This is a genomic window from Variovorax sp. Varisp41 (assembly GCF_047325085.1).
Lineage (GTDB): Bacteria > Pseudomonadota > Gammaproteobacteria > Burkholderiales > Burkholderiaceae_C > Variovorax.
This window is the reverse complement of the sequence record NZ_CP168541.1, coordinates 368,108-389,510: the sequence shown is the minus strand read 5'-3', so window position 1 is coordinate 389,510 and position 21,403 is coordinate 368,108. Positions and strand designations below refer to the sequence as shown.

The following is a 21,403-nucleotide window of genomic DNA, read 5'->3' as shown; positions in this document are numbered from 1 at the left end:
ATGCCGTGCATGACCGGCCCGAGAATCCGACACCATGAACATCCACATCCGCCAGGAAACGCCCGCTGACGCCCAGGCCATCGAAGCCGTCACCATCGCGGCCTTCGAACATGCCGCGCACACAAGCCATACCGAGCAGTTCATCGTGAGGGCACTGCGCGCGCGGGGCCAGCTCACGGTGTCGCTGGTCGCCATCGAGGGCGAGCGGCTCGTCGGCCATGTGGCCGTGTCCCCGGTTCGCATCGACGGTCGGGCGGGCGATTGGTACGGCCTGGGTCCGATCTCGGTCCGGCCCGACTGCCAGGGCCGGGGCATCGGCTCGCTGCTGATGGCGCAAGCCCTCGACGCGCTGCGCCTTCTGCGCGCCGGTGGCTGCGTGCTGCTGGGGGATCCGGCCTATTACGCGCGCTTCGGCTTCAGGGCCGAGCCCGGCCTGACGCTGCCGGGCGTTCCGCCCGAGTACTTCATGGCACTCGCGCTGGCGGGGACGGTGCCGAACGGCAGCGTTGCGTACAGCGAGGCCTTCGACGCCACGAAGCCCCCTGCCGGTGCCGACACAAGCTCGATCAGCCAAAGGTCGGAAATCGGAGGAATTCAACACTCTAAGCCACGAGTGCATTGACCGTGCCATGCGCACGCAGCCATTGGGCGCGGCGCTCGAACAACCGGGGTACAGCGCGATTGACCAGGGCGATGGTCTCCGACAGATCGCCTGAGAGCAGGCGGCCACCCTCGACGACGATGCGGCCCGCCACCATGGTCAGGTCCACGTCGCCGCCTTGGACCGCATGAACGAGGTTGTGGTGCAGATTGCCGTCCACACCGCCCAGCAGGGGCGTCATCCGCGGGGTGTCCGTCCGCACCGTGATCAGATCGGCCGACTTGCCCGGCTCGATCGAGCCGATGGCGTGGTCAAGGCCCAACGCGCGCGCGCCCCCCATGGTCGCCATCTGACAGACCGACCAGGCGTCGAGCGCGGCGGCGTCCAGCTTGGAGAACTTGGCCAGCAACGAGGCTGTCTTCATCTCCTCGAACATGTCGAGGTTGTTGTTCTCCTTTTCGCCGTCCGTGCCGAGGCCCACTGCAATGCCTCGGGCCAGCATGGCTTCCACCGGCGCCGCGCCGCTGGCGAGTTTCATGTTGCTGACCGGGTTGTGGGCCACGCCGATGTGTCGCGCAGCAAGAATGTCCATCTCCTCTTCCGAAGGCCAGACGCAATGCGCGAGCATGACATGGTGGGCGTCGAGCAGGCCGAACGCTTCGAGCGCCTGGATCGGTCGCATGCCATGGCGTCGCAACGTCTCCTCGACATCGAACCGGCTTTCGTTGCTGTGCGTGTGAAAGCCGACCCTGTGACGACGGCTGATCTCCGCGCAGCGGCGCCACGCGGGAGGCGTGGCGTAGAACATGTGCTCGAGTCCGACCCAGACCTGGATGCGGCCCTGGGCGCCGCCGTGCCAACGTTCGATCAGCGCTTCGTTGGCGTCCAGCGTTTCGAAGTAGTCGTGCTCCGGGTGCTCCGCAACGTAGGGCACCAGCACGGCACGGATGCCTAGATCGGCGGCAGCCCTCGCACTTCCTTCCATGTGGCGCCACATGTCCACGATCGTCGTCGTGCCCGACAGCAGGGCCTCGGCATAGCAAAGGCGGGAGGCCAGTTCGGCCTCCTCGGCGTTGACAACCCGGTGCATCGGATCGATGTGCTGCTGCAGCCATTCCCAGACCGGCAGCCCCTCCGCCGTGCCGCGCAGCAATCCGGAGTGGGCATGGGTGTTCACGAGGCCCGGCATCAGCAACCGATTCTTCAGGCGCCGCACCGGTACGCTGGGGTGAGCGGGAGCGAGTTCGGCGATGGTGCCGACAGCGCCGATGCACCCGTCGGCACCGACCAGCACGGCGCCGTCGCCGATGACGGTGTGCTCGGCATTCATCGTGACGAGATGGTCGGCGTGGAGGATTTGGGAGTTCATGGGGTCTTTCGAGAAAGGGAGTCAGGTCTCTGCCATCGCAGCGCTGCGGGCAGCGGCGTCGCTGGCCTGCTGGCGCGTGCCGAGTCCGTTGAACATCAGGTTGAGCGCGATGGCCGTGAGGGTGGTCAGGACGATGCCGCTGTCGGTGGCCACGCGTGTCCACGTGGGCAATTGCGAGAAGAAGCCGGGCGACAGCAGCGGGACCGTGCCGACGCTGACGCTGACCGCCACCACCAGGGCACTGCCGTTGTGGCGTTCGTAGTTGACGCTCGCCAGGATGCGCAGGCCCATCACCGCGACCATGCCGAACATCACGAGTGCCGCGGCACCCAGCACGAATGGAGGCGTGGCGGCGACGATGTACCCCATTTTCGGGAACAGCCCCAGAGCGACCAGGATCAGGCCGCCGGCCACACAGACGAAGCGGGTGCGGACGCCGGTCAACGTGACCAATCCGATGTTCTGGGAGAACGAGGTGTAGGGAAAAGCGTTGAAGATTCCGCCCAGCACGGCGCCGAGACCGTCGGCGCGCAGACCGCGCACGAGGCGATCCGGCGTGGTCGGCTTGTCGACGATTTGGCCGAGTGCCAGGAACATGCCGGTGGACTCCACCAGCGTGACCAGCATGACCAGGCACATCGAGACGATGGCCACGGGATCGAAGACCGGCAGCCCCAGCGCGAACGGCCTGATCATGCCGACCCAGGGCGTCGTGTTCAGTTCGTCGAGCCGGACTTCCCCGAAGAGGCAGGCCGCAACGAAGCCGAAGCCGATGCCGAGCAGCACTGCGATGTTGGCAATGAAGCCCTTCGCGAAGCGCGACAGCAGCAGGATCACCAGCAACACACCCAGCGAGATGGCCAGGTACAGCGGCCGTCCGTAGGCCGGGTTTGTGCTGCCGTCCGGCAGGGTCGGCTGCCCGCCCGCCGCCCAGTCGATACCGACCTTCATCAGGGTGATGCCGATGACCAGCAGCACCGAGCCGGTCACGATCGAGGGAAAGAAGCGCAGGAAGCGGCCCATCAGTGGCGCGACCAGAATGCCGAATACGCCCGAGGCGATGACAGCACCGAAGATGCCGGGCAGCCCGAGCGAGGGGTTGCTGCCGATCACGATCATTGGGGTGACGGCCGTGAAGGTCACGCCCATCATGACCGGCATGCGGATGCCGAACTTCCAGAACCCCAGCGCCTGGACCAGCGAAGCGAGGCCCGCCGCGAACAGATCGGCGTTGATGAGGAGGACGATCTGGTCGCGCGGCAGCCGGAGGGCCGCGCCCAGGATCAGCGGCACGACGATGCAGGCCGAGTACATCACCAGCACATGCTGGAGGCCAAGGAGTGCGGTGCGCGCTGCAGGCAGCCGCTGGTCCACGGGATGGGTCGTCAGGTCTGTCGAGGTCATGTCTTCATTCCGTTCTTTGATGCACAGCGTCGCGTGGGAACTGGCCGTTCATGGCGGGGCGTGCGGATTCTGGGAGGCGGTGAGGCATGTGTAAAAATGGACTCCATCAGAATTTCCGATACATCGCGGTGAGGTTCTCTTTCGACCAATTGGCCGTGTTCGTCGCCGCTGCGCGCGAGAAGTCGTTTTCCGCGACTGCCCGCAGGCTCGGCAAGACGCAGTCCGCGATCAGCACCGCGATCGCTGATCTCGAGGTGGACCTCGGGGTTGGCCTGTTCGATCGGAGCGGGCGTTATCCCGTGCTCACGCCCGAAGGCGCCGCCTTGCTGGAAGAGGCGGAGGCGATCCTGTCGCGCTGCGGGAGCCTGCAGGAACGCGCGAGCGCGCTGACCTGTGCGTCGGAGGCTCAATTGGCCTTGGCGGTCGAGGATGCCTTTCCCGGCGCTGCGCTCGCACCGGTTCTGGCGGAGTTGCATCGACAACATCCTGGTGTCCGGCTCGACCTCCTGCAGCCGTCCGGTGCGGGGATGCTGGACATGGTCCTGTCGGGGGGTGCTTCACTTGGCTTGGGTTGCGCCAGATCGAACTACCCACAGGGCATCGGCTTTTCCCGGCTCGGCCAGGTCACGATGGTCAACACCGTGCGCCACGATCATCCGTTGGCACAACTGGAACGGGTGCGCTTCGCACACTTGGCCGACCACCTGCAATTGCTGCTGGCGGCGCAAACGGCCCACCTTCTCACGAGCGAATACCTCAGCGCACCGAAGAAGTGGTTCGTCCAGAGCGAAGGGACGCTGATCGATCTGCTCAGGAGCGGCATCGGCTGGTCGATCGTGCCGCGGCGCCTGATCGCTGCGGATCTCGCGGCGGGCACGTTGAAGGAGCTCCGACTCGAGGCTTATCCCTTCACTGAATGGTCGATCGGCCTCGACCTGATCTGGAGCGTGGAGGCCAAGCCCGGTGCGATCGCCACCTGGCTGAAGAGGGAGCTGGCAAGGACCGAGGCCGTGGCCTAACCAGCCAGCCCGGAATCCAGCATTTGCGGCTCATTGCTTTCGCGCGATGGCGCACGATCCTGGACAAGATTCTTGGGGAGCGAGTGGAGGTCATCGAAGCGCAGCTAACTTCGCGCCAGGAATCGCTCGGCCGCCGCCACCCCATCGCTCTCGCTGCGCACGAAGTCGAAGGACAGCCCCAGCACCTTGCCCGCGCCCTGGGCCGCCAGCCGCACCGCCGCGGGAATCGTGCGTTCGCCCGTGACGAACACCAGGCCCGCGCAAAACGCGCGCAGATGTTCCTTGTGGCGCTTGAAGAACAGCGCGCGGCGCTTGCGGTCCTCGTGGCTCTCCTCGGGGTGGTCGCCGGGCAGGTGGTCGGTCAGCAGCACGAAGCGCTCGCCGCGCTCGAGCAGCGTGGCCAGTTGCGCCTCGGTGTCGGTGTCCTGCGAATGGGCCCTCGGGTCCTCCTTGAGGAACACCAGCGGGAATCTCGTCGTGTCGAACAGCATCGCGTTCTCTCCAGAAAAAAGGGAAGGCTTCGTGGGGCGCTCGATTCGTCAGTACAGCTCGTGCCTGACCGCATGCGCGTAGTGCGCATCGATCTGCGCGATCTGCTCCGTGCCGAGCTCGGCCGAGGCATGGTCGCGCCTGCCCAGCGCGGCCAGCATCTGGCCCACGGTCGGCAGCGCATCGCGCGCGAGGCGGGCGCTGTCCTGCCACAGCCGGGCGCGGTGGATCGCCTTGCCGCAATGCAGCAGCACCTCGTCGATCTGCACCACGGTCGCGGTCTTGGGAATGCGCTCGCCCTCGCGCAGTTCGCTCAGCAGCCCGGCATCGGTCGAGACCCGGCCGCGGCCGTTGATGCGCAGGAAGAGTTCGAGGCCCGGGAACAGGAACACCATCGCGAGCCGCTCGTCGCGCCGCAGGTTGCGCATCGACTCGATGCGGTTGTTGCCGGGCCAGTCGGCGAAGGCGACCGTGTGCGCATCCAGCACATGGACGAAGCCCGGCGGGCCGCCGCGGGGCGAGGCATCGAGCCCCTGCTCGCTGCCGGTGGCGAGGCAGAAGAAGGTGGCCTGCGCGAGATAGGCCTCGTGGAAGTCGACCAGGCGATCGAGCACCGCCTTCTGGGTCATCTCGGAGGGCGCGGCGTACAGCGCGTCGAGGTCGGGTTCCAGGACCGGATCGACGAAGGAAGGGCGAGGTCTTGGATTCATGGCGCCCAGCGTACGGACAAAGGCCTTGGCGGCTGTAGACTGGATCGGCCAATCGATAGCTCTCAGCCGCCATGACCGATCCCATTCTTCGCCTCGCCGGCCTGGTCGACCGACAGGATGGCCCGGTCCTGATCGCGGCCGAGGGCAGCCAGGGCGAGGAGCTGGCGTCGGGCCCGCATCGCCATGCGCGCGGCCAGCTGTTCGGCTCGCTGCGCGGGCTGCTGTCGGTCGGGGTCGAGGACGGTGTCTGGATCGTGCCGGCCATCCACGCGGTCTGGCTGCCGCCGCACCAGGAGCATTCGGGGCGTTCGCACGGCCCGTTCCATGGCTGGAGCGTCTATGTGGCAGAACCGGCATGCGCCACCCTGCCCCCACGGCCCTGCACGATCCGCACCTCGGGCCTGCTGCGCGAGGCGGTGCTGCGCGCCTGCAGTTGGCCGCTCGAGGCGCCCAAGCCGCTGGACGAAAGCCGCGCGCACGTGGCCGCGGTCATCCTCGACGAGATCCGCAGCCTGCCGGTCGAGCCCTTCGGCCTGCCGCTGCCGAGCGACCCGCGGTTGCAGCGCATCGCGCATGCGCTGATCGCCGAGCCCGCCGACGAGCGCGGCCTCGAGCAATGGGCGCGCTGGGCCGCCGTGAGCTCGCGCACGCTGAGCCGGCGCTTCGTGGTGGAGACCGGCTTCAACTTCACGGCCTGGCGGCAGCGCGCGCGCATGATGCGCTCGCTCGAGATGCTCGCGGCCGGCGTTTCGGTGACGGCGATCGCGCTCGACCTCGGCTATTCGACCCCGAGCGCGTTCATCGGGCTGTTCCGGCGCACCTTCGGCGAGACGCCGGCGAGCTACCGGGCGCGGCTGTGAACGCTACGCTCAGCCTTGCAACTGGCGCAGCTCGTCGCTGGTGTTGGCATTAAAGAAGGCCGCTGCATCGTCGAACGCCACCTGCACCCTGCGGTGCTGCGCGGTCCATTGGCCGAACTTGCGCTCGCCCGCCTGCAGGAAGGCGAGCAGGCTCGGCGCCAGGCCGGTGCGCAGCAGGCAGAACACGGGCTGCGCGCGCAGCTCGCCGTCTTCGCGCGTGGCGGCCATCGCGATCTCGGCGCCCTGCGCGGCCGCGGCCTCGGCCAGCCGGTCGACCAGATCCGACGGAAAGTCCGGCGTGTCGCAGGGCACGGTGACCAGCCAATCGGTGCGCGCATGCTCGAGCCCGGTCAGCAGGCCCGCGAGCGGCCCCGCATAGCCTTCGATGGAGTCGGACCACACGGGCACGCCCATCGCCTCGTAGTCGGGCAGGTTGCGGTTGGCGCTGAGCATGGCTGTGCCCACCTGCGGCTGCAGGCGGCGCAGCGCATGCAGTGCCAGGGGAATGCCGCGGTGGTCCTGCAGGCCCTTGTCGACGCCGCCCATGCGGCTGCCGCGGCCGCCGGCCAGCACCAGGCCCGTGATGTCTTCGCGCGCGATGGGGTTCATGCGCGCATTCTCGCTGGCGCCCTACGACCTCAGCGTTTGCAGCGCCGAAGTCCAGCGCAGCAGTTCGTCGAGCATCGCCTTCGCGGCCGCCGCGTTGGCGGGGTTGGCCGACAGGCCGCCCTCGGCCTGCAGTTGCTGGCCCACGTTCGTGAACGCGACCGCCTCGAGCATCGGCACCACCTTGAGCGTGCCGAGCAACTGCTTGGTGACCTGCACCGCGCGGATGCCGCCCGACATGCCGCCGTAGCTCACGAAGCCGACGGCCTTGTACTGCCATTCGCGCACGAGGTAGTTCAGGGCATTGACCAGCGCGCCCGGCGGTGCGAAGTTGTATTCGGGCAGCACGAACAGGAAGGCATCGGCCTCGGCGACGCTCGCGCTCCAGGCGCGCGTGTGCTCGTGCGTGTAGCGCTGCAGGCGCGGATGCTCGGGTTCGTCGAACACCGGCAGGCCGAAGGCGGCCAGGTCGACGAGACGGGCTTCGAAGCCGCCGTGCGCTTCGGCGATGCCGTGCGCCCACTGGGCGACGGCCGGGCCCACGCGGCCGGGCCGCGTGCTGCAGATCAGGGTATGGAGGATGGGACGGGTCATCGCGGAATCCTAAGTCATGGCGCGGCCAGTCCGAGGCGCGCGAGGGTCGCGGCCTTGAGGCGGCTGTCCTCGCGCACCTGGCGCTCGAAGTCCTTGCCCGGCTGGAAGTCGACCACCTGGTTGGCGCCGCGCGCCCAGGCCTGGTATTTGGGCGAGGCCACGGCCTCGCGGCACGAGGACTCGAGGCGCGCGACCACCTCGTCGGGCGTCTTCGCGGGCACCAGCACGCCGCCGAAGCTCGCCTGCACCACGGGCACGCCCGACTCCTTGAGGGTGGGCACGTCGGGGAACGAGGGATGGCGCTTGTCGGTGTACACGGCGATCAGGCGCAGCGCGCCCGATTGCAGGTGGCCGGTGATCGAGCTCGCGAGCACGGCGCCGAAGCTCAGGCGCTCGCTCAGCAGGTCCTGCAGCATCGGCGCGTCGCCCTTGTAGGGCACGTGCGTGAGCGCGACCTTGCTGGCGGCCTCGATGTCCGAGGTGCCCAGGTGCGGGATCGAGCCGGTGCCCGAGGTGCCGTAGCTGACCCTGCCCGGTTCCTTCCTCGCATCGGCCAGGATGTCCTGCACGCTGCGGTACGGCGACTTGGCCGGCACCGCGATCGCGAAGATGTTGTCGAACACCTTGCAGACGTAGCGGAAGGAGTCGAGCCCGTAGTTCAGGGCCTTGAGCCGGTGCGGCTCGCTGGTCAGCGGCACGGCGGGCGTGAAGACCACGGTGTAGCCGTCGGCGCGCGCGCCGGCGCCCGTGTTCAGGCCGATAGTGCCGGCCGCGCCGTCGCGGTTGATCACCGCGAAGGGCTGGCCGAGGTTCTCGGACATGGCCTGCGCGAGGCTGCGCGCATTGATGTCGAGCCCGCCGCCGGCGGCGAAGGGCACGATCATCTGGATCGGGCGCGAGGGATAGTCGGAGGCCGCCGCGGCGGGCAGCGCGGCGCATAGCGCAGCGAGCAGCAGCGCGCTGCGGCGATCGAATCGTCGGTTCATGGGAATGCCGCCGGCAGGTTACTCGGCGCGGATGCCGTTGCGCAGCACGCCGATGGCGTCGACCTCGATCTCGACGATGTCGCCGGGCTTCATCCACACCGGCGGGTTGCGCTTGGCGCCCACGCCGCCCGGCGTGCCGGTCACGATCACGTCGCCCGCGGCCAGCGGCGTGAAGGCCGAGATGTGGGCGATCTGGCGCGGGATGCTGTGGATCAGCTTGTCGGTGGTGGTGCGCTGCATCTCCTGGCCGTTGAGCCGCGTGACCAGCGTCATCACGCGCCCGTCGGCGATCTCGTCGCGCGTGACCATCCAGGGGCCGAAGCCGCCGGTGCGCCAGAAGTTCTTGCCGGCGGTCCATTGCGGCGTGGCGGTCTGCCAGTCGCGGATGCTTCCGTCGTTGTAGCAGGCATAGCCCGCGATGTGCGACCAGGCATCGGCCTCGGCGATGCGCCGGCCGCCGCGGCCGATCACGACTGCGATCTCGCCCTCGTAGTCCAGGCGCGTCGACTCGGGCGGCAGCACGATGTCCTCGCCGTGCGCGAGCTGCGATTCGGCCACGCGCAGGAACAGCGTGGGTTGCTCGGTGATCTCGCGGCCGGTCTCGCGCACGTGCTCGCCGTAGTTGAGGCCCACGCAGACGATCTTGCCGGGGTTGGGAATCACGGGCAGCAGTTGAAGCTCGCTCAGCGCCAGCGTGGCGCTCGCCTGGCCCACGGCCGTGGCGGCCTCGGCCAGCAGGTCGGCCGCGATCAGCGCCTTCAGGTCCGCGGCGCGTTCGCCGAAGATCTGGCGCAGGTCGACGACGCGGTCCGCGCGGTCGCCGGTCACCGCGCCGTAGCTGTCGGTGCCGTTGAGTTGGTAGCTGATGAGTTTCATGGTCTGTCCGTGAGGAGGAGTGGGTGAAGTAGAACTACGCCAGCCGACCTCCAATGCGCTGCGCGCCCTCGGTGATCAGGTGAACCATCTTGTCGAGGTCGACGATGGACAGGCGCGAGGTGTCGAAGACCAGCTGGATGGCGGCCCATGCGCCCCCGTCGGCCTTCGGGATCGGCGCGGCCACGGCCGCGAGCTGCGGTTCGAGTTCGCCGATCGACACGTAGTGGCCGGCCTTGCGGATCCCCGCGTAGAGACGGCGGAATTCGCTCCACTCGGCCGGCAGCCCGCTGCGCACGACCTCGTCGTGGCGGGCATCGAAGACCTTGCGCAGCTGCGGCGGCGCGAAGGTCGACAGCAGCACCTTGGGCGCGGCGCCCAGGAACAGCGGCCGCGGCCGGCCGCGCCCGTAGGCCAGCGTCGGCGGCGCACCGCCCATCTCGCGATGGGTGTCGAGCACCTGCATGCCGAAGATGCCCGAGCTCACGCAGTCGAAGCCGGTGGCGGCCACCAGTTCGCGCATCACCGGGATGCCTTCGCGCAGCACCGGGTCGGCATTGCGGATGTAGTGGTCCAGCAGGATGATCCGCGGCCCGAGCGCGTAGTGCGAATCCTCCACGCGCTGCAGCAGCCCGGCCTCGAGCAGCAGCCGCACATAGCGGTAGCCGGTGGGCAGCGAGACCTCGAGCGCCGCGGAGATGTCGTCCGCCGTGCGCGTCAGGTGGGTGTCGTCGAACAGGTCGAGCACCCCCAGCATGCGCCCCAGGCTGGACATGGATTTTTCCGGCACGCCAATTCCTCCAGAGTGTCATGGCGCGACGGGGAGGTGTTGCGAGATGCGATCCAGATCGTGCCCCGTGCGCGCGACGCCGACGATATATCGGTCGGGGCGCAGTATCACCGCCCGCGCCTCGTGGGCCTCGAGCCAGTGGCGCAGCGGCGCGTCGGGCCGGTCGATGACGATAGCATCGGCGCGGCGCCAGCGTTCGGCGGTGGCGGGCGCGGCGGCCGCGAGCGCGTCGGGGCTGCCGATCACCGCGCTGCGCCGGCCCAGCAGCTCGTCGAGCAGGCGGCCGTCTGTCAGCCGCGGCTGGGGAAAGGGCCGCCCGGCGAGCGAGCCCGCGTCGGCATCGAAGGCGCCCTGGCCCAGCAACTGCGGCGGCAGCTCGAAGATCTCGGGTCGCCCGGCACGAAAGCGCGCATCGCGCTCGGCCGCGCGCGCGGGATCGGTGGTCTCGATGATGTTGCCCAGCCGCACCGCGAGCTCGATCAATGCGCGCACATGCGGCGCGCGTTCCGACTCGTAGGTGTCGAGCAGCGCGGCGGGCGCGCCGCGCGCGAGCACGGCCTCGAGCTTCCAGGCGAGGTTGGCCGCGTCGCGGATGCCCGCGCACATGCCCTGCCCGAGGAACGGCGGCGTCTGGTGGCAGGCATCGCCGGCCAGCAGCAGCCGGCCCTGGCGCCAGCCCTGCGCGATGACGGAATGGAAGGTGTAGATGGCGGCGCGCTCGAGCCGCGCCTGCTCGGGCTTCACCCAGGGCGCGACCAGCCGCCACAGCGTGTCGGGTTGCACCAGCGCTTCGCGGTCGTCGTCGGGCAGCACCATGATCTCCCAGCGCCGCCGGTCGCCGACCACGTTGCAGTAGGTCATGGGCCGCGCCGGGTCGCAGTGCTGCACCGTGTGGTCGGGCAGTGCGACCGGTTGCCGCAGCAGCACGTCGAACACCAGCCAGGGCTGGCGCAGCCCGAGGTCGACCATCGCGCTGCCCATCTGCCGGCGCACCGGCGAGCGCGCGCCGTCGCAGCCGACGACATAGCGCGCGCTCAGCGTGGCGTTTTCCTGCCGCTGCAGGTCGCGCACGCTCAGCGTGGCGCCGTCCGCGTCCTGCGCGATGCCGGTCAGCTCGTGCCGCAGCCGCAGCTCCACGTTGGGAAAGCGCGCGAGGCCTTCGCGCAGCACGGCCTCGAGCTCGGGCTGGTGGAAGTAGTAGTTGTTGGCGCAGCCATGCGGGCCGAGCGCGGCGCTGCCGCCGCGGATCAGCATCGTCTCGCCCGCGCCGTTGACGAAATGCATGCCCTGCTCGCCGGGGCGCGCGATGGCCAGCACGCGCTCGCGCAGGCCCGCGCCCTGCAGGATGCGCAGCACCTCGCCGTCGAAATGGATCGCGCGCGGCAGCGGGAAGATGCCGGCCTCCTTCTCGAGCACCAGCACCGACAACCCGGCCGCGCCCAGCAGGTTGGCGAGCGTGGCACCGGTCGGCCCGAGTCCGACGATCGCGACGTCGTGCATCTCCATCGCTTCAGCCACGCTGGTCTTCCTGCATGCGGCGCGCCACCTCGGCCTGCCATTGGGCGCGGCTCATGAACTTGGGGAAGCGCTTCGCGATGGCCTCGGCCTGCGCGAGGATGGCTGCGTCGGACTGCGACAGGTCGATGGTCTCGCGCAGCGGCTGGTCGCAGTACCAGGGCGTGTCCATGAACAGCTCGAGCCGGTTGCCCTCGGGGTCGCGGCAGTAGACGGAGATGGCGTTGCCGTGCGTGACCGGGTGCATCTCGCTCGCGCCCTCGGCCAGCAGCCGGTCGTGGAAGCGGCGCAGCGCGCCGAGGTCGGGCACGCGGAACGAGATCTGGTTGACCACGTTGAAGCCCGGGTTCGAGGGCCGGCCGGTGGCCAGCACGAGCTGGTGGTGCTCGCGCGGATCGCGGCTCAGGAACACCAGCTGCACCGCGCCCAGGTCGCCCGCGTCGGTCTGCGTGAAGCGCAGCGCCTGCTTGTAGAAGCGCGCCATGCGCGGCAGGTCGCTCACATGGAGGCCGATGTGGCTGAACTGCAGGTCCGAGGGGCCGAAATCCGTCATCTCAATGTCTCCAAACGATAAATCGCACGGAGCTTTTCCGTCTCGATGATGAAATACTATAGTTATTCTCATATTTTGACAATAACTATGTTTTATCTATCATCGCGACCGGTGCAAGCCGCACCCAAGATCGAATGGAGACAAACCGATGACTGTTTCGAAGACGCGGGGCCGCCGCTGGCTGGCCCATGGATGCATCGCCGTCGCGGGCGTGCTGGCGGGCGCGGCCTGGGCCCAGGCCGACTACCCGAGCAAGGCGGTGCGGATCATTGCCCCCTTCCCCGCCGGCAGCGGCCCCGACGCGAACGCGCGCGAGATCGCGGCCGAGCTCACGAAGCTGCTGGGCCAGAGCTTCTATGTGGAGAACCGCCCCGGTGCCTCGAACATCATCGGCACCGAGGTCGCCGCGAAGGCGCCGGCCGATGGCTACTCGCTCTACATCGGCACCACCAGCTCGCTGTCGGTGGTGCCGCATCTCTATTCGAAGCTGCCCTTCGATGCCGAGAAGGACTTCGCGCCCGTGAGCCTGCTCGGCGTGCTCAACACCGGCCTGATCGCCACGCCCGGCGTGGAGGCGCGCGACGCGCGCGCACTGATCGCCGCGCTCAAGGCCCGGCCCGATTCGGTGGCGGTCGCGACCGCGGGCATCGGCAGCTACTCGCACCTGTCGGCCCTGTGGTTCAACAGCGCCGCGGGCGTGAAGACCAACCTCGTGCCCTACAACAGCAGCAGCCCCTACGTCGACCTGATCGCGGGCCAGGTGCAGCTGATGTTCGACGGCCTGCCGGCCGCCGCGGGCAACATCCACACCGGCAAGCTCAGGCTGCTGGCCATCACCGGCAAGGAGCGCGCGCCGAGCTTCCCCGACGTGCCCACCTTTGCCGAGGCCGGCCTGCCCGACTACGCGCCGATCGCCTGGCAGGGGCTGCTCGCGCCCGCGGGCACGCCCAAGCCCGTGCTCGAGAAGCTCAGCGCGGCGATGCGCAAGGCCTGCCAGTCGAGCGAGCTCGCGCGCAAGTGGCGCGACTACGGCGGCGAGCTGCGCTGCAACACGCCGGCGGAGTTCAAGGCCTTCATCGATGCCGATCGCGCGATGTGGGGCAAGGTGATCCGCGAGGCGCGGATCAAGCTCGATTGAGCGGTGAGCGGCGCGGCGTCAGCAGGCCGCATCCGCCGCGTCCTGCCGCTCCTGCAGCAGCCGCCACATCACCTTGCCACTGCCGCTCTTGGGCAGCGTCTCGGCGAACTCGAAGGCGCGCGGCACCTTGTAGCTCGCCATGTTCACGCGGCACCAATCGATCAACGCCCGTTCGTCGAGCTCCGCATGCCCGGGCCGGCGCACCACCACGGCCTTGACCGACTCGCCGCGGTAGCTGTCCCGGGTGGCGATGACGCAGGCCTCCTGGATGCCCGGGTGCCGGTACATCAGCGCCTCGACCTCGGCGGGCCAGACCTTGAAGCCGGACGCATTGATCATGCGCTTGAGCCGGTCGGTCATGAAGAAGTAGCCGTCCGCGTCGACGCGGCCGATGTCGCCGGTGCGGAAGAAGCGCAGGCCCTCGATCTCGACGAAGGCGGCGCGCGTGGCCTCGGGCTGGCGCCAGTAGCCCGCGAAGACCTGAGGCCCGCGCACCACGATCTCGCCGTCCTGTTCCGGCCCCAGCGGCTGCAGCGTCTGCGGATCGATGACGCGCGCGTCGACACCGATGTAGGGCAGGCCCAGGCACTGCTGGCGGGCGGCGTCGGGCGGATTGCTGTGCGAGGGCGCGGCTGTCTCCGTCAGGCCGTAGGCCTCGACATAGCGCAGTCCGGTCTTCTCGAGCAGCCGTTGCGCGACCGCCTTGGGCATGGCCGCGCCGCCGCCGCCGATGTAGGCCAGGCGCGAGAGATCGAGCCGCTCCCAAGCGGAAGCCGACATCAGGTCGATCACCATGGTCGGGATGTTGGCCCAGTGCGTCACGCCGCGCGCCGACAGCAGGTGCGCCGCCACCTCGCGGTCCCAGCGCGGCATGAGCACCGAGCACGCGCCCGCGTGGATGGCCGCGTGCATCACGCCGACCATGCCGGTGATGTGGAACATCGGGACCACGGCCAGGTTCACGCTCTCGGGCACGAGGCCGTTCCAGGCCTTGACCGCCATCGCGTTGTGCATGATCGCCGCGTGCGACAGCATGCAGCCCTTGGGATGGCCGGTCGTGCCGCTGGTGTAGGGCAGCGCTGCGAGATCGCCGGCGGCGCAGGTGGGCGCCGGTGCCTCGTCGCCGCTGGCCGCATCGGCCCAGTCGTGCACCTGGCCCCGGCGCAGCGCCGGCATCGGATGCGGCGCGGTCAGCCACTCGCGCCAGGCAACGGGCCATTCGTGCGGCGGCACCGCCGCGGGATCGAAGGCATCGGTGAAGCGCGTGACCACCAGGTGGTCGAGGCCCTCGCCCGGCGGCAATGCATCGCTGGCACGGACCATCTCCGCCGCGAGGTCGGCCGTGGTGAAGGCCAGCTTCGCCTGCGCGTCGGCGATGAAGTGCCGGAGCTCCTGCGCCTTGTTCATCGGGTTGATGGGCACCACGACGGCATTGGCGCGCAGGATCGCGAAATGCGCGATCACCAGCTGCGGGCAGTTCTGCATGTCGAGCAGCACCCGGTCGCCCTGGCGCACGCCGAGGCGGTGGAGCCGGCCCGCGAGCGACAGCACCGCCTGCCAGAGTTCGCCGTAGCGGAACTCGCGCCCGAGGAAGACCAAGGCGGCGCGATCGGGATGGCGCCGCGCGCTGGTCTCGAGGTTGGCCCACAGCGGCGTGCGTGCGGGGGCCAGCGTGCGCGGAACGCCCGCAGGCCAATGCGGGATGTTCGGGAGGTCTTGCATGGTCATGCCCCGCGCTCAGTACCGGATGCCGCCATCCATGGCGATGCCCGCGCGGCTGAACGCCGCCATCGCCTGCGCGCCGTTCATGTAGACGTCCTTGCGAGTCACCTCGTGGCGCGCATCGACCGTCACCAGGTCGAGCATCTCGACCGTGGCCGTGAACGGACTGCCTTCGGCATCGCGCAGCGCGATGGCCGTGCACCATTCGAAGGTCCAGTGGCCGTCGCCGAAGAAGAGGCGCAGCGGCTCGAGCGCGAAATCGAACTTCGCGAACATGGCGGCGCATTGCTGCTGCAATGCCGCGCGGCCGTGCACGGGCGCGGAACCATCGTGCAGCTGGAAGACCGTGTCGGGCGAATGCAGCGCGGCGATGCGTTCGGGCGAGCGGGCTTCCCAGCTCGCGTGGTAGCGCTCGAAGACCTCGCGCAGCGGATGCCGGAGGTCGGCGTTCATGGGTGATGGCATGTCTCGTTCCTGGTTGGAGAGCCGGTGCCGAAGGGCACGGATCGCCGCGCAGTGTTCCGCCGGGCGGGTGGTAGCACCAGGGTCGATCGCGCCAGCGAGGGGTCAGAATCTGCCAACCACCCGAAGCCCGCGAATGGACATGGACGCCTCCCCCTCCACCTTCGAGATCGTCGGCAGCCACGGCAGGGACCTGGACGCGATCGTCCACAGCATGCTGGGCCTGCGCGCGCTGGTGCGCGAGATGGCCGACCAAGGGATAGATGCCGACACCCTGCTGCGGGGCAGCGGTGTGCAGGCGCGGCAGCTCGGCGACTCCGAGGCGCGCATGTCGAACGCGCAGAAGATCTCGATCCTGCGCAATGCCCAGCGGCTGAGCCGCCACCCCGACGTGGGCCTGCGCGCCGGCGCGCGCCAGCAGCTCGGCGACTTCGGCATCTATGGCTATGCGACCGCGAGCTGCGCCACCATCGGCGACGCGATCATCGTCGGCATGAAGCACCTGAAGCTGGTCGGCCCGGTGCTCGAGAAGCGCTTCCGTCTCGAGGGCAGGCTCGCGAAGTTCGAGGGCCGCGACGTCATGGACCTCGGCGACCTGCTGCCGCTGGCCACCGAGTTCTGGATCGGCACCACGCTGAGCCTGGCCAGCTGCGTGCTCGGCGCGCCCTTCCCTTCCCGCTCGCTGAAGCTGCCCTACCCGCGTCCCGCGCATGGCGATGCCTATGCGGCGATGTTCGAGTGCGAGGTGCGCTTCGATGCCGGCACGCTCGAATGGTCCTTCGATGCCGAGCTGCTGCGGCGCCCCTGTCCCCAGGCCAATGCCTATGCGGCCGACCAGTGCCGGCGCGTGTGCGAGAAGCTGCAGCACAACGCCGGCGAAGGCGGCGGCCTCGCGCAACACGTGCGCATGGCCTGCCTGGGCGGGCGCGGCCAGATGCCCGGCGCCGAGCAGTTCGCCGAGCGCTTCGGGCTCTCGGTGCGCACGCTGCACCGCCGGCTCGCCGACGAGGGCGTGCGCTTCCAGGAGTTGGTCGACGAGGCGCGGCTCGAGCTGTCGACCGATCTGCTGCGCAGCACGCGCCTCACGATCGACGAGGTGGCGCTGCGCACCGGGTTCTCGGAGGCGGCGAACTTCCGCCGCGCCTTCCGCAAGTGGACCGGGCTGGCGCCGGCTGCCTACCGGGCGCGGCACGCGGGCTGAGCCCGGATCGATGCGCTCTCGGCGCCTGGCCGAGTCTTTTTCGACCATTCAATTCTGTATGGAAAAGTCAGGGTAAGCCCTGGCTGCGCGTCGCTTCGCTCTCCCTATCATCCGCTCCGACCATTCACATCTGTATGGTGAATGATCGAACTGGCGCCCCAAACCGGAGACAACATGACTCGCAACAGATCGATAGCCCTTGCCCTTTCATGCAGCCTGGCCGCGCTGGTCGCCGGCTGCGGAGGCGGCAGCGGCGGGGGTGGAGACGCGGCCGCGCTGGCGGCCGCGATCGCAGCGGCCAATGCCGGCGCCAACGGGCTGGGATCCGCACCGCCGGCCCCGCGGGCCGCGTTCAAGGAGCGCTGCAGCGGACTCGTCGGCAAGGCCGTCGGACCGGGCAGCATCGCCACGGCCGAAGTGATGGCCGCGTCCGCAACCACGCTGCAGACCTGCCAGGTGCGTGGCGCCATCGTGAGCTCGCCCACCTCGACCATCAACTTCCGCATCGACCTGCCCGAGGACTCGGTGTGGAACCAGCGGCTGGTGCAGATCGGCGGTGGCGGCTACGACGGCGTGGTCGTCGGGCCCGACCTCGTGATGCTGGCCAATGGCGACGTCTACAAGCGCGGCTATGCATGGGTCAGCGCGGATGGCGGCGTGCAGGTGCCTGACCTGAGCTCGACGCTCAACAACCCCTCGGCCTTCGACAACTTCGCCTTCGCCTACCACCCGCAGGTGCTGAAGGCGGCCAGCGCCGCGATCCAGTCGATCTACGGCAAGCCCGCCGCCAGGACCTACTTCTACGGCATGTCCACGGGCGGCCGCGAGGCGCTGCTGCAGGCGCAGCGCTATCCGCAGAGCTACGACGGCATCGTGGCCGGCGAGCCGGTGGTCGATTACAGCAACGTGATCCAGCGCGGGATCGCGCTGGCCAAGCTGGCGTTCTCGAACAACGGCGCTGGCTGGCTCAGCCCGGCCAAGATCAAGCTGTTCGGCGATGCCCAGATGGCGGCCTGCGATGGCCTCGATGGCGCGGTCGACGGCGTCATCTCCCATGTCAGCGCCTGCCGCTTCGACGTGCGCACGCTGCGCTGCCCGGGCGGCGCGGACAGCGGCGACAGCTGCCTGTCGGATCCGCAGATCGCGTCGGTCGACTTCATGCGCTCGGACTTCACGCTGCCCGTGCCGGTGGCGAACGGCATCACCAGGGCGCCGGCCTGGGGCGTGGGCGGAGAGGCTGCCGCGGCCGGCAACTGGACCATCGCGCAGTTCGGCGCGAGCCCGACGGCACCCGCGAGCCAGCTCTACTTCTTCTCCGACTGGTGGCTCAAGTACCAGGTGACCTCGAACGTCAACACGACGGTGCTCGGCTACACGCCGGGGGCCGATCCGGCGCGCTGGCTCGAGCTCTCCGAGAAGGTCAACGCGACGAATCCCGACCTGTCGGCCTTCGCGGGACGCGGCGCCAAGCTGCTGCTGTGGGCCGGCGCGAGCGACAACCTGGTGCCGCCCGGCTATGCCACGGACTACTACCAGAGCGTGGTCGGCAAGCTGGGCCAGGAGACGACCGATTCCTTCATGCGCTTCTACATGCTGCCGGGCGTGGTCCATGGTCCGGGCGGCCCGGGTGCCGGCATCGTCGACAACCTCGCGATCCTCGAGAACTGGGTCGAGAAGGGCAAGGCGCCCGACGATTCGCTCACGGCGGCGCGGCTCGCGGCCGACGGCAAGAGCGTGGAGATGACCCGTCCGCTGTGCTGCTATCCGACCTGGCCGAAGTACCGCGGCACCGGCGACAAGAACCTGGCGGCCAGCTTCAGCTGCGCCTACGACTGAGCTAGCGTGCCTGGGCCTTGCCGGGCTCCGGCGCCAGCAGCATCTGGGCCACGAAGCGGCGGCGCTCGGCCTTGTCGGCGGCGGAGCCCTGGTTCCTGAACAGCGACTCCGACTGCATGTAGCAATAGAGCGTGAAGGCGCGCGAGCGCGCGGACCTGGCGTCGAAGCCGCACGAGAGGAAGCATTCCTCGATGTAGGCGAGCCGCTTGGCATCGACCTCGTCGACGATCATGCGCGCCATCTCGTCGCGCCGGGCCCAGGCCCGGACCGCGAGTTCGACCGAGGCGCCCTTCATGGCCGCGCGGCCATGGAACGGCAGCTCGACCAGCTCGACGATCAGGTCCTGCGCCTCGACGCCCTGCTTGCGGTAGCGCGCGATGATCTGTTCGGTCTGCGCCTCCTGCCAGCTCACGAGGATGCGCTTGAGCAGGTCGTCGCGATCGACGAAGTGCCAGTAGAAGGAGCCGCGCGTCACCTGCAGGAGCTTGGCCAGCACGTCGACGCGGACCGCATCGATGCTCTTGTCGATCAGCAGTTCGGTCGCGGCCACGATCCAGTCGGACGGCCCGAGCTGGGACCGCTCGGAGGCCGGTTTGGCGCCGGCCTCGCTCTTGCGCTGCAGGGCGGCCGAGGCCTTTCGCGGGCGCGGTTTGCCAGGGGTGGTCGTCAGCATGCGCCGATGATAGCGGAGGCCCGCATGCACCAGAGTCAGGGCCGCTTCCCTTGGGCAAACCCTGATCCGTTCGTCCGGATCCGGCTGATAGCATCGCTTCGCCATACACATCTGTACGTGTATTGAGAAACGCGAAAAAGCTCCTTCCCCGACCTCATCGAAAGCCATGCAGTACCAGTTCCTGACCCTCGAACTCCAGGAGGAGATCGCCCACCTGCACCTGAACCGCGCCGGCAAGCGCAATGCCCTCAACGACGGCCTGGTGCTGGAGTTGCGGCATGCGTTCGAGAACCTGCCCGGCCATGTGCGCGCCGCCGTGCTCGGCGGCCATGGGGCGCACTTCTGCGCCGGGCTCGACCTGTCCGAACTGGCCCACCGCGATCCGCCGCAGGCGGTGCAGCACTCGCGCATGTGGCATGCGGCGCTCGATGCCATCCAGTTCGGCCCGGTGCCCGTGATCGCCGCGCTGCACGGGGCCGTGATCGGCGGCGGCCTCGAGCTGGCCGCGGCCTGCCATGTGCGCGTGGCCGATGCCAGCGCCTTCTACGCGCTGCCCGAAGGCACGCGCGGCATCTTCGTCGGCGGTGGCGGATCGGTGCGCATTCCCAAGCTGATCGGCGTTTCGCGCATGGCCGACATGATGCTCACCGGCCGCGTGTACCGCGCCGACGAGGGCGAGCGCGTCGGCTTCTCGCAGTACCTCGTGGCCGAAGGCAAGGCCTGGTCGCACGCGCTCTCACTGGCCCACCAGGTGGCACGCAATGCGCCGCTGACCAATTTCGCGGTGATGCAGGCGCTGCCGCGCATCGCGGAACAGCCCGCGGACCACGGGCTGATGACCGAAGCGCTGATGAGCGCCATCACGCAGAGCGCGCCCGAGGCGAAGCTGCGCGTGCAGGCCTTCCTCGATGGCGCGGGCGCCAAGGTGCGCACGCCGCAGGCCGGCACGCACATCGCGCCCGCTGCCTGAGACAAGACATTCACAACGACCGAGGAGACTTTCATGCAGACACGACGGACCTTCATTCAGGCAGCGGGCGGCGGCGCCCTCGCCTCGCTGCTGCCGCTCGCGGCATCTGCCCAGGCACTGGACCAGGTCAAGATCTACTACGGCTTTCCCGCGGGCAGTGCCGGGGACAGCGTGGCGCGCCGCATCGGCGAGAAGGTCGCGGGCTCCGCGTACTCGCGCAACGTCGCGGTGGTCGACAACCGGCCGGGGGCCGGCGGGCGCATCGCGCTCGAGGTGCTGAAGTCGGCGGCGGCCGACGGCTCGGTGCTGGCGCTGTCGCCGTTCTCCTGCACCTCGATCTATCCGCACGTCTACTCGAAGCTCAGCTACGACGCGAACAAGGACTTCGCCGCCGTGTCGATCGGCGCGGTCATGCACCACGGTCTGGCGGTGGGACCGAAGGTGCCGACCAGCGTGGTCACCGTGCGGGACTTCCTGGCCTGGGCCAAGGCGAATCCGCAGGAGGCGAACTACGGCTCGCCGGCCGCGGGCTCCACGCCGCACTTCATCGGCGCCCTGCTCGGCCTCACGGCCAACGTCGACCTGCGGCACGTGCCCTATCGCGGCTCGGTGCCCGGCATCACCGACGTGGTGGGCGGGCAGATCGCCGCCATGGTCACGCCGAGCGGCGACTTCCTCGCCAACCACCGCGCGGGCAAGCTGCGGATGATCGCGACCTCGGGCCGCCAGCGTTCGCCGTTCTCGCCCGAGGTGCCGACCTTCGCGGAGCAGGGCTTCGCGGACCTCACGACCGAGGAATGGTTCGGCTTCTATGCGCCCGCGCAGACGCCGGCGGCCGCGATCGCCCGCGCCAACGCGGCCGTCAATGCCGCGGTCAAGGAGCGCGCCGTCATCGACAGCCTCGGCGTCGTCGGCCTGATCGCGCGCGGCTCGACCGCGGACGAGATGGCGAAGTCGCAGCAGGCCGAGTTCGAACGCTGGGGACCGCTGGTCAGGCGCATCGGCTTCACGGCGGAGTCGTAGGCGCGCGGA

At 69.2% G+C, this 21,403-nt stretch carries 21 protein-coding genes and 1 pseudogene; 8 read left to right on the top strand and 14 right to left on the bottom strand.

The window, feature by feature from the left end:
- Window positions 1-34: 34 nt before the first annotated feature.
- Window positions 35-535: pseudogene (locus ACEN9J_RS32920) on the top strand (GNAT family N-acetyltransferase); the annotation flags it as partial.
- A 67-nt stretch (window positions 536-602) separates the two neighbouring features.
- On the opposite strand, the gene ACEN9J_RS32915 reads toward ACEN9J_RS32920, so the two are convergent.
- Together ACEN9J_RS32915 and ACEN9J_RS32910 are read right to left on the bottom strand one after the other, a co-directional pair.
- Window positions 603-1,970 (bottom strand): amidohydrolase, encoded by a 1,368-nt coding sequence (locus ACEN9J_RS32915; protein ID WP_296724238.1) that lies wholly within the window; start codon window positions 1,968-1,970, stop codon window positions 603-605.
- 21 nt (window positions 1,971-1,991) lie between these two features.
- Window positions 1,992-3,374 (bottom strand): nucleobase:cation symporter-2 family protein, encoded by a 1,383-nt coding sequence (locus tag ACEN9J_RS32910; RefSeq protein WP_413765355.1) that lies wholly within the window; start codon window positions 3,372-3,374, stop codon window positions 1,992-1,994.
- A 128-nt stretch (window positions 3,375-3,502) separates the two neighbouring features.
- On the opposite strand from ACEN9J_RS32910, the gene ACEN9J_RS32905 reads away from it, so the two are divergent.
- A complete protein-coding gene (locus ACEN9J_RS32905) occupies window positions 3,503-4,393 on the top strand; it encodes a LysR family transcriptional regulator (protein ID WP_296724232.1) in 891 nt (296 codons plus the stop codon).
- Window positions 4,394-4,497: 104 nt separating this feature from the next.
- Here the strand turns inward: ACEN9J_RS32905 and ACEN9J_RS32900 are convergent, their stop codons facing one another.
- Window positions 4,498-4,884 carry a hypothetical protein gene (locus ACEN9J_RS32900; RefSeq protein ID WP_413765354.1) on the bottom strand — a complete coding sequence of 129 codons (387 nt, stop codon included), beginning with the start codon at window positions 4,882-4,884 and terminating at the stop codon, window positions 4,498-4,500.
- Between the two features lie 48 nt (window positions 4,885-4,932).
- On the bottom strand, window positions 4,933-5,592 hold the full coding sequence (locus ACEN9J_RS32895; protein ID WP_413765353.1) for an MSMEG_1061 family FMN-dependent PPOX-type flavoprotein: 660 nt from the start codon (window positions 5,590-5,592) through the stop codon (window positions 4,933-4,935).
- 71 nt (window positions 5,593-5,663) lie between these two features.
- Here ACEN9J_RS32895 and ACEN9J_RS32890 point away from each other — a divergent pair, with 71 nt between their 5' ends.
- Entirely contained in the window at window positions 5,664-6,452 is a 789-nt protein-coding gene (locus tag ACEN9J_RS32890) for an AraC family transcriptional regulator (RefSeq protein ID WP_413765352.1), read from the top strand.
- Window positions 6,453-6,461: 9 nt separating this feature from the next.
- On the opposite strand, the gene mobA is transcribed toward ACEN9J_RS32890, so the two are convergent.
- From mobA to ACEN9J_RS32855, 7 genes are read right to left on the bottom strand one after another with little or no spacing between them, the layout of a single operon-like run.
- Window positions 6,462-7,061 carry a molybdenum cofactor guanylyltransferase MobA gene (mobA, locus tag ACEN9J_RS32885; RefSeq protein WP_296724220.1) on the bottom strand — a complete coding sequence of 200 codons (600 nt, stop codon included), beginning with the start codon at window positions 7,059-7,061 and terminating at the stop codon, window positions 6,462-6,464.
- Between the two features lie 21 nt (window positions 7,062-7,082).
- Window positions 7,083-7,652, bottom strand: coding sequence for an NADPH-dependent FMN reductase (locus ACEN9J_RS32880; protein WP_057596263.1), 570 nt, complete (start codon window positions 7,650-7,652; stop codon window positions 7,083-7,085).
- A 14-nt stretch (window positions 7,653-7,666) separates the two neighbouring features.
- On the bottom strand, window positions 7,667-8,638 hold the full coding sequence (locus ACEN9J_RS32875; RefSeq protein ID WP_413765351.1) for a tripartite tricarboxylate transporter substrate binding protein: 972 nt from the start codon (window positions 8,636-8,638) through the stop codon (window positions 7,667-7,669).
- Window positions 8,639-8,656: 18 nt separating this feature from the next.
- Window positions 8,657-9,514, bottom strand: a complete 858-nt coding sequence (locus ACEN9J_RS32870; RefSeq protein WP_296724214.1) for a fumarylacetoacetate hydrolase family protein — start codon at window positions 9,512-9,514, stop codon at window positions 8,657-8,659.
- A 34-nt stretch (window positions 9,515-9,548) separates the two neighbouring features.
- On the bottom strand, window positions 9,549-10,286 hold the full coding sequence (locus ACEN9J_RS32865; protein WP_057596260.1) for an IclR family transcriptional regulator: 738 nt from the start codon (window positions 10,284-10,286) through the stop codon (window positions 9,549-9,551).
- 33 nt (window positions 10,287-10,319) lie between these two features.
- Complete coding sequence (locus ACEN9J_RS32860; protein WP_413765350.1) at window positions 10,320-11,819, bottom strand: bifunctional 3-(3-hydroxy-phenyl)propionate/3-hydroxycinnamic acid hydroxylase; 1,500 nt, start codon at window positions 11,817-11,819, stop codon at window positions 10,320-10,322.
- Window positions 11,812-12,369 carry a VOC family protein gene (locus ACEN9J_RS32855; protein ID WP_413765349.1) on the bottom strand — a complete coding sequence of 186 codons (558 nt, stop codon included), beginning with the start codon at window positions 12,367-12,369 and terminating at the stop codon, window positions 11,812-11,814. The genes ACEN9J_RS32860 and ACEN9J_RS32855 overlap by 8 nt, the downstream gene beginning before the upstream one ends.
- 148 nt (window positions 12,370-12,517) lie before the next feature.
- On the opposite strand from ACEN9J_RS32855, the gene ACEN9J_RS32850 reads away from it, so the two are divergent.
- Entirely contained in the window at window positions 12,518-13,507 is a 990-nt protein-coding gene (locus ACEN9J_RS32850) for a Bug family tripartite tricarboxylate transporter substrate binding protein (protein WP_261213298.1), read from the top strand.
- Between the two features lie 18 nt (window positions 13,508-13,525).
- Here ACEN9J_RS32850 and ACEN9J_RS32845 read toward each other — a convergent pair whose 3' ends face one another.
- Entirely contained in the window at window positions 13,526-15,229 is a 1,704-nt protein-coding gene (locus ACEN9J_RS32845; protein ID WP_413765695.1) for a long-chain-fatty-acid--CoA ligase, read from the bottom strand.
- A 15-nt stretch (window positions 15,230-15,244) separates the two neighbouring features.
- Window positions 15,245-15,682: a nuclear transport factor 2 family protein gene (locus tag ACEN9J_RS32840; protein ID WP_413765348.1), complete on the bottom strand. Its 438-nt coding sequence runs from the start codon at window positions 15,680-15,682 to the stop codon at window positions 15,245-15,247.
- 151 nt (window positions 15,683-15,833) lie between these two features.
- Between ACEN9J_RS32840 and ACEN9J_RS32835 the strand changes: the two genes are divergently transcribed.
- Window positions 15,834-16,892 (top strand): AraC family transcriptional regulator, encoded by a 1,059-nt coding sequence (locus ACEN9J_RS32835; protein WP_296724197.1) that lies wholly within the window; start codon window positions 15,834-15,836, stop codon window positions 16,890-16,892.
- 174 nt (window positions 16,893-17,066) lie between these two features.
- Complete coding sequence (locus ACEN9J_RS32830) at window positions 17,067-18,728, top strand: tannase/feruloyl esterase family alpha/beta hydrolase (RefSeq protein WP_413765347.1); 1,662 nt, start codon at window positions 17,067-17,069, stop codon at window positions 18,726-18,728.
- A 1-nt stretch (window position 18,729) separates the two neighbouring features.
- On the opposite strand, the gene ACEN9J_RS32825 is transcribed toward ACEN9J_RS32830, so the two are convergent.
- The gene (locus ACEN9J_RS32825) at window positions 18,730-19,401 is read right to left on the bottom strand and encodes a TetR/AcrR family transcriptional regulator (protein ID WP_296724190.1); all 672 of its coding nucleotides are present in this window, start codon (window positions 19,399-19,401) and stop codon (window positions 18,730-18,732) included.
- Between the two features lie 166 nt (window positions 19,402-19,567).
- Here ACEN9J_RS32825 and ACEN9J_RS32820 point away from each other — a divergent pair, with 166 nt between their 5' ends.
- Window positions 19,568-20,371, top strand: coding sequence for a crotonase/enoyl-CoA hydratase family protein (locus tag ACEN9J_RS32820; protein WP_296724188.1), 804 nt, complete (start codon window positions 19,568-19,570; stop codon window positions 20,369-20,371).
- Between the two features lie 33 nt (window positions 20,372-20,404).
- Window positions 20,405-21,394, top strand: coding sequence for a Bug family tripartite tricarboxylate transporter substrate binding protein (locus ACEN9J_RS32815; protein WP_296724185.1), 990 nt, complete (start codon window positions 20,405-20,407; stop codon window positions 21,392-21,394).
- Window positions 21,395-21,403: the final 9 nt, after the last annotated feature.

What these genes read in the sequence shown, in the direction of transcription:
- ACEN9J_RS32825 (WP_296724190.1), bottom strand. Translation starts at nt 19,401, where the DNA reads ATGCTGACGACCACCCCTGGCAAACCGCGCCCGCGAAAGGCCTCGGCC.
- ACEN9J_RS32835 (WP_296724197.1), top strand. Translation starts at nt 15,834, where the DNA reads ATGGACGCCTCCCCCTCCACCTTCGAGATCGTCGGCAGCCACGGCAGG.
- ACEN9J_RS32910 (WP_413765355.1), bottom strand. Translation starts at nt 3,374, where the DNA reads ATGACCTCGACAGACCTGACGACCCATCCCGTGGACCAGCGGCTGCCT.
- ACEN9J_RS32880 (WP_057596263.1), bottom strand. Translation starts at nt 7,652, where the DNA reads ATGACCCGTCCCATCCTCCATACCCTGATCTGCAGCACGCGGCCCGGC.
- ACEN9J_RS32840 (WP_413765348.1), bottom strand. Translation starts at nt 15,682, where the DNA reads ATGAACGCCGACCTCCGGCATCCGCTGCGCGAGGTCTTCGAGCGCTAC.
- ACEN9J_RS32820 (WP_296724188.1), top strand. Translation starts at nt 19,568, where the DNA reads ATGCAGTACCAGTTCCTGACCCTCGAACTCCAGGAGGAGATCGCCCAC.
- ACEN9J_RS32895 (WP_413765353.1), bottom strand. Translation starts at nt 5,592, where the DNA reads ATGAATCCAAGACCTCGCCCTTCCTTCGTCGATCCGGTCCTGGAACCC.
- mobA (WP_296724220.1), bottom strand. Translation starts at nt 7,061, where the DNA reads ATGAACCCCATCGCGCGCGAAGACATCACGGGCCTGGTGCTGGCCGGC.
- ACEN9J_RS32845 (WP_413765695.1), bottom strand. Translation starts at nt 15,229, where the DNA reads ATGCAAGACCTCCCGAACATCCCGCATTGGCCTGCGGGCGTTCCGCGC.
- ACEN9J_RS32830 (WP_413765347.1), top strand. Translation starts at nt 17,067, where the DNA reads ATGACTCGCAACAGATCGATAGCCCTTGCCCTTTCATGCAGCCTGGCC.
- ACEN9J_RS32890 (WP_413765352.1), top strand. Translation starts at nt 5,664, where the DNA reads ATGACCGATCCCATTCTTCGCCTCGCCGGCCTGGTCGACCGACAGGAT.
- ACEN9J_RS32865 (WP_057596260.1), bottom strand. Translation starts at nt 10,286, where the DNA reads ATGTCCAGCCTGGGGCGCATGCTGGGGGTGCTCGACCTGTTCGACGAC.
- ACEN9J_RS32815 (WP_296724185.1), top strand. Translation starts at nt 20,405, where the DNA reads ATGCAGACACGACGGACCTTCATTCAGGCAGCGGGCGGCGGCGCCCTC.
- ACEN9J_RS32900 (WP_413765354.1), bottom strand. Translation starts at nt 4,884, where the DNA reads ATGCTGTTCGACACGACGAGATTCCCGCTGGTGTTCCTCAAGGAGGAC.
- ACEN9J_RS32870 (WP_296724214.1), bottom strand. Translation starts at nt 9,514, where the DNA reads ATGAAACTCATCAGCTACCAACTCAACGGCACCGACAGCTACGGCGCG.
- ACEN9J_RS32915 (WP_296724238.1), bottom strand. Translation starts at nt 1,970, where the DNA reads ATGAACTCCCAAATCCTCCACGCCGACCATCTCGTCACGATGAATGCC.
- ACEN9J_RS32855 (WP_413765349.1), bottom strand. Translation starts at nt 12,369, where the DNA reads ATGACGGATTTCGGCCCCTCGGACCTGCAGTTCAGCCACATCGGCCTC.
- ACEN9J_RS32850 (WP_261213298.1), top strand. Translation starts at nt 12,518, where the DNA reads ATGACTGTTTCGAAGACGCGGGGCCGCCGCTGGCTGGCCCATGGATGC.
- ACEN9J_RS32875 (WP_413765351.1), bottom strand. Translation starts at nt 8,638, where the DNA reads ATGAACCGACGATTCGATCGCCGCAGCGCGCTGCTGCTCGCTGCGCTA.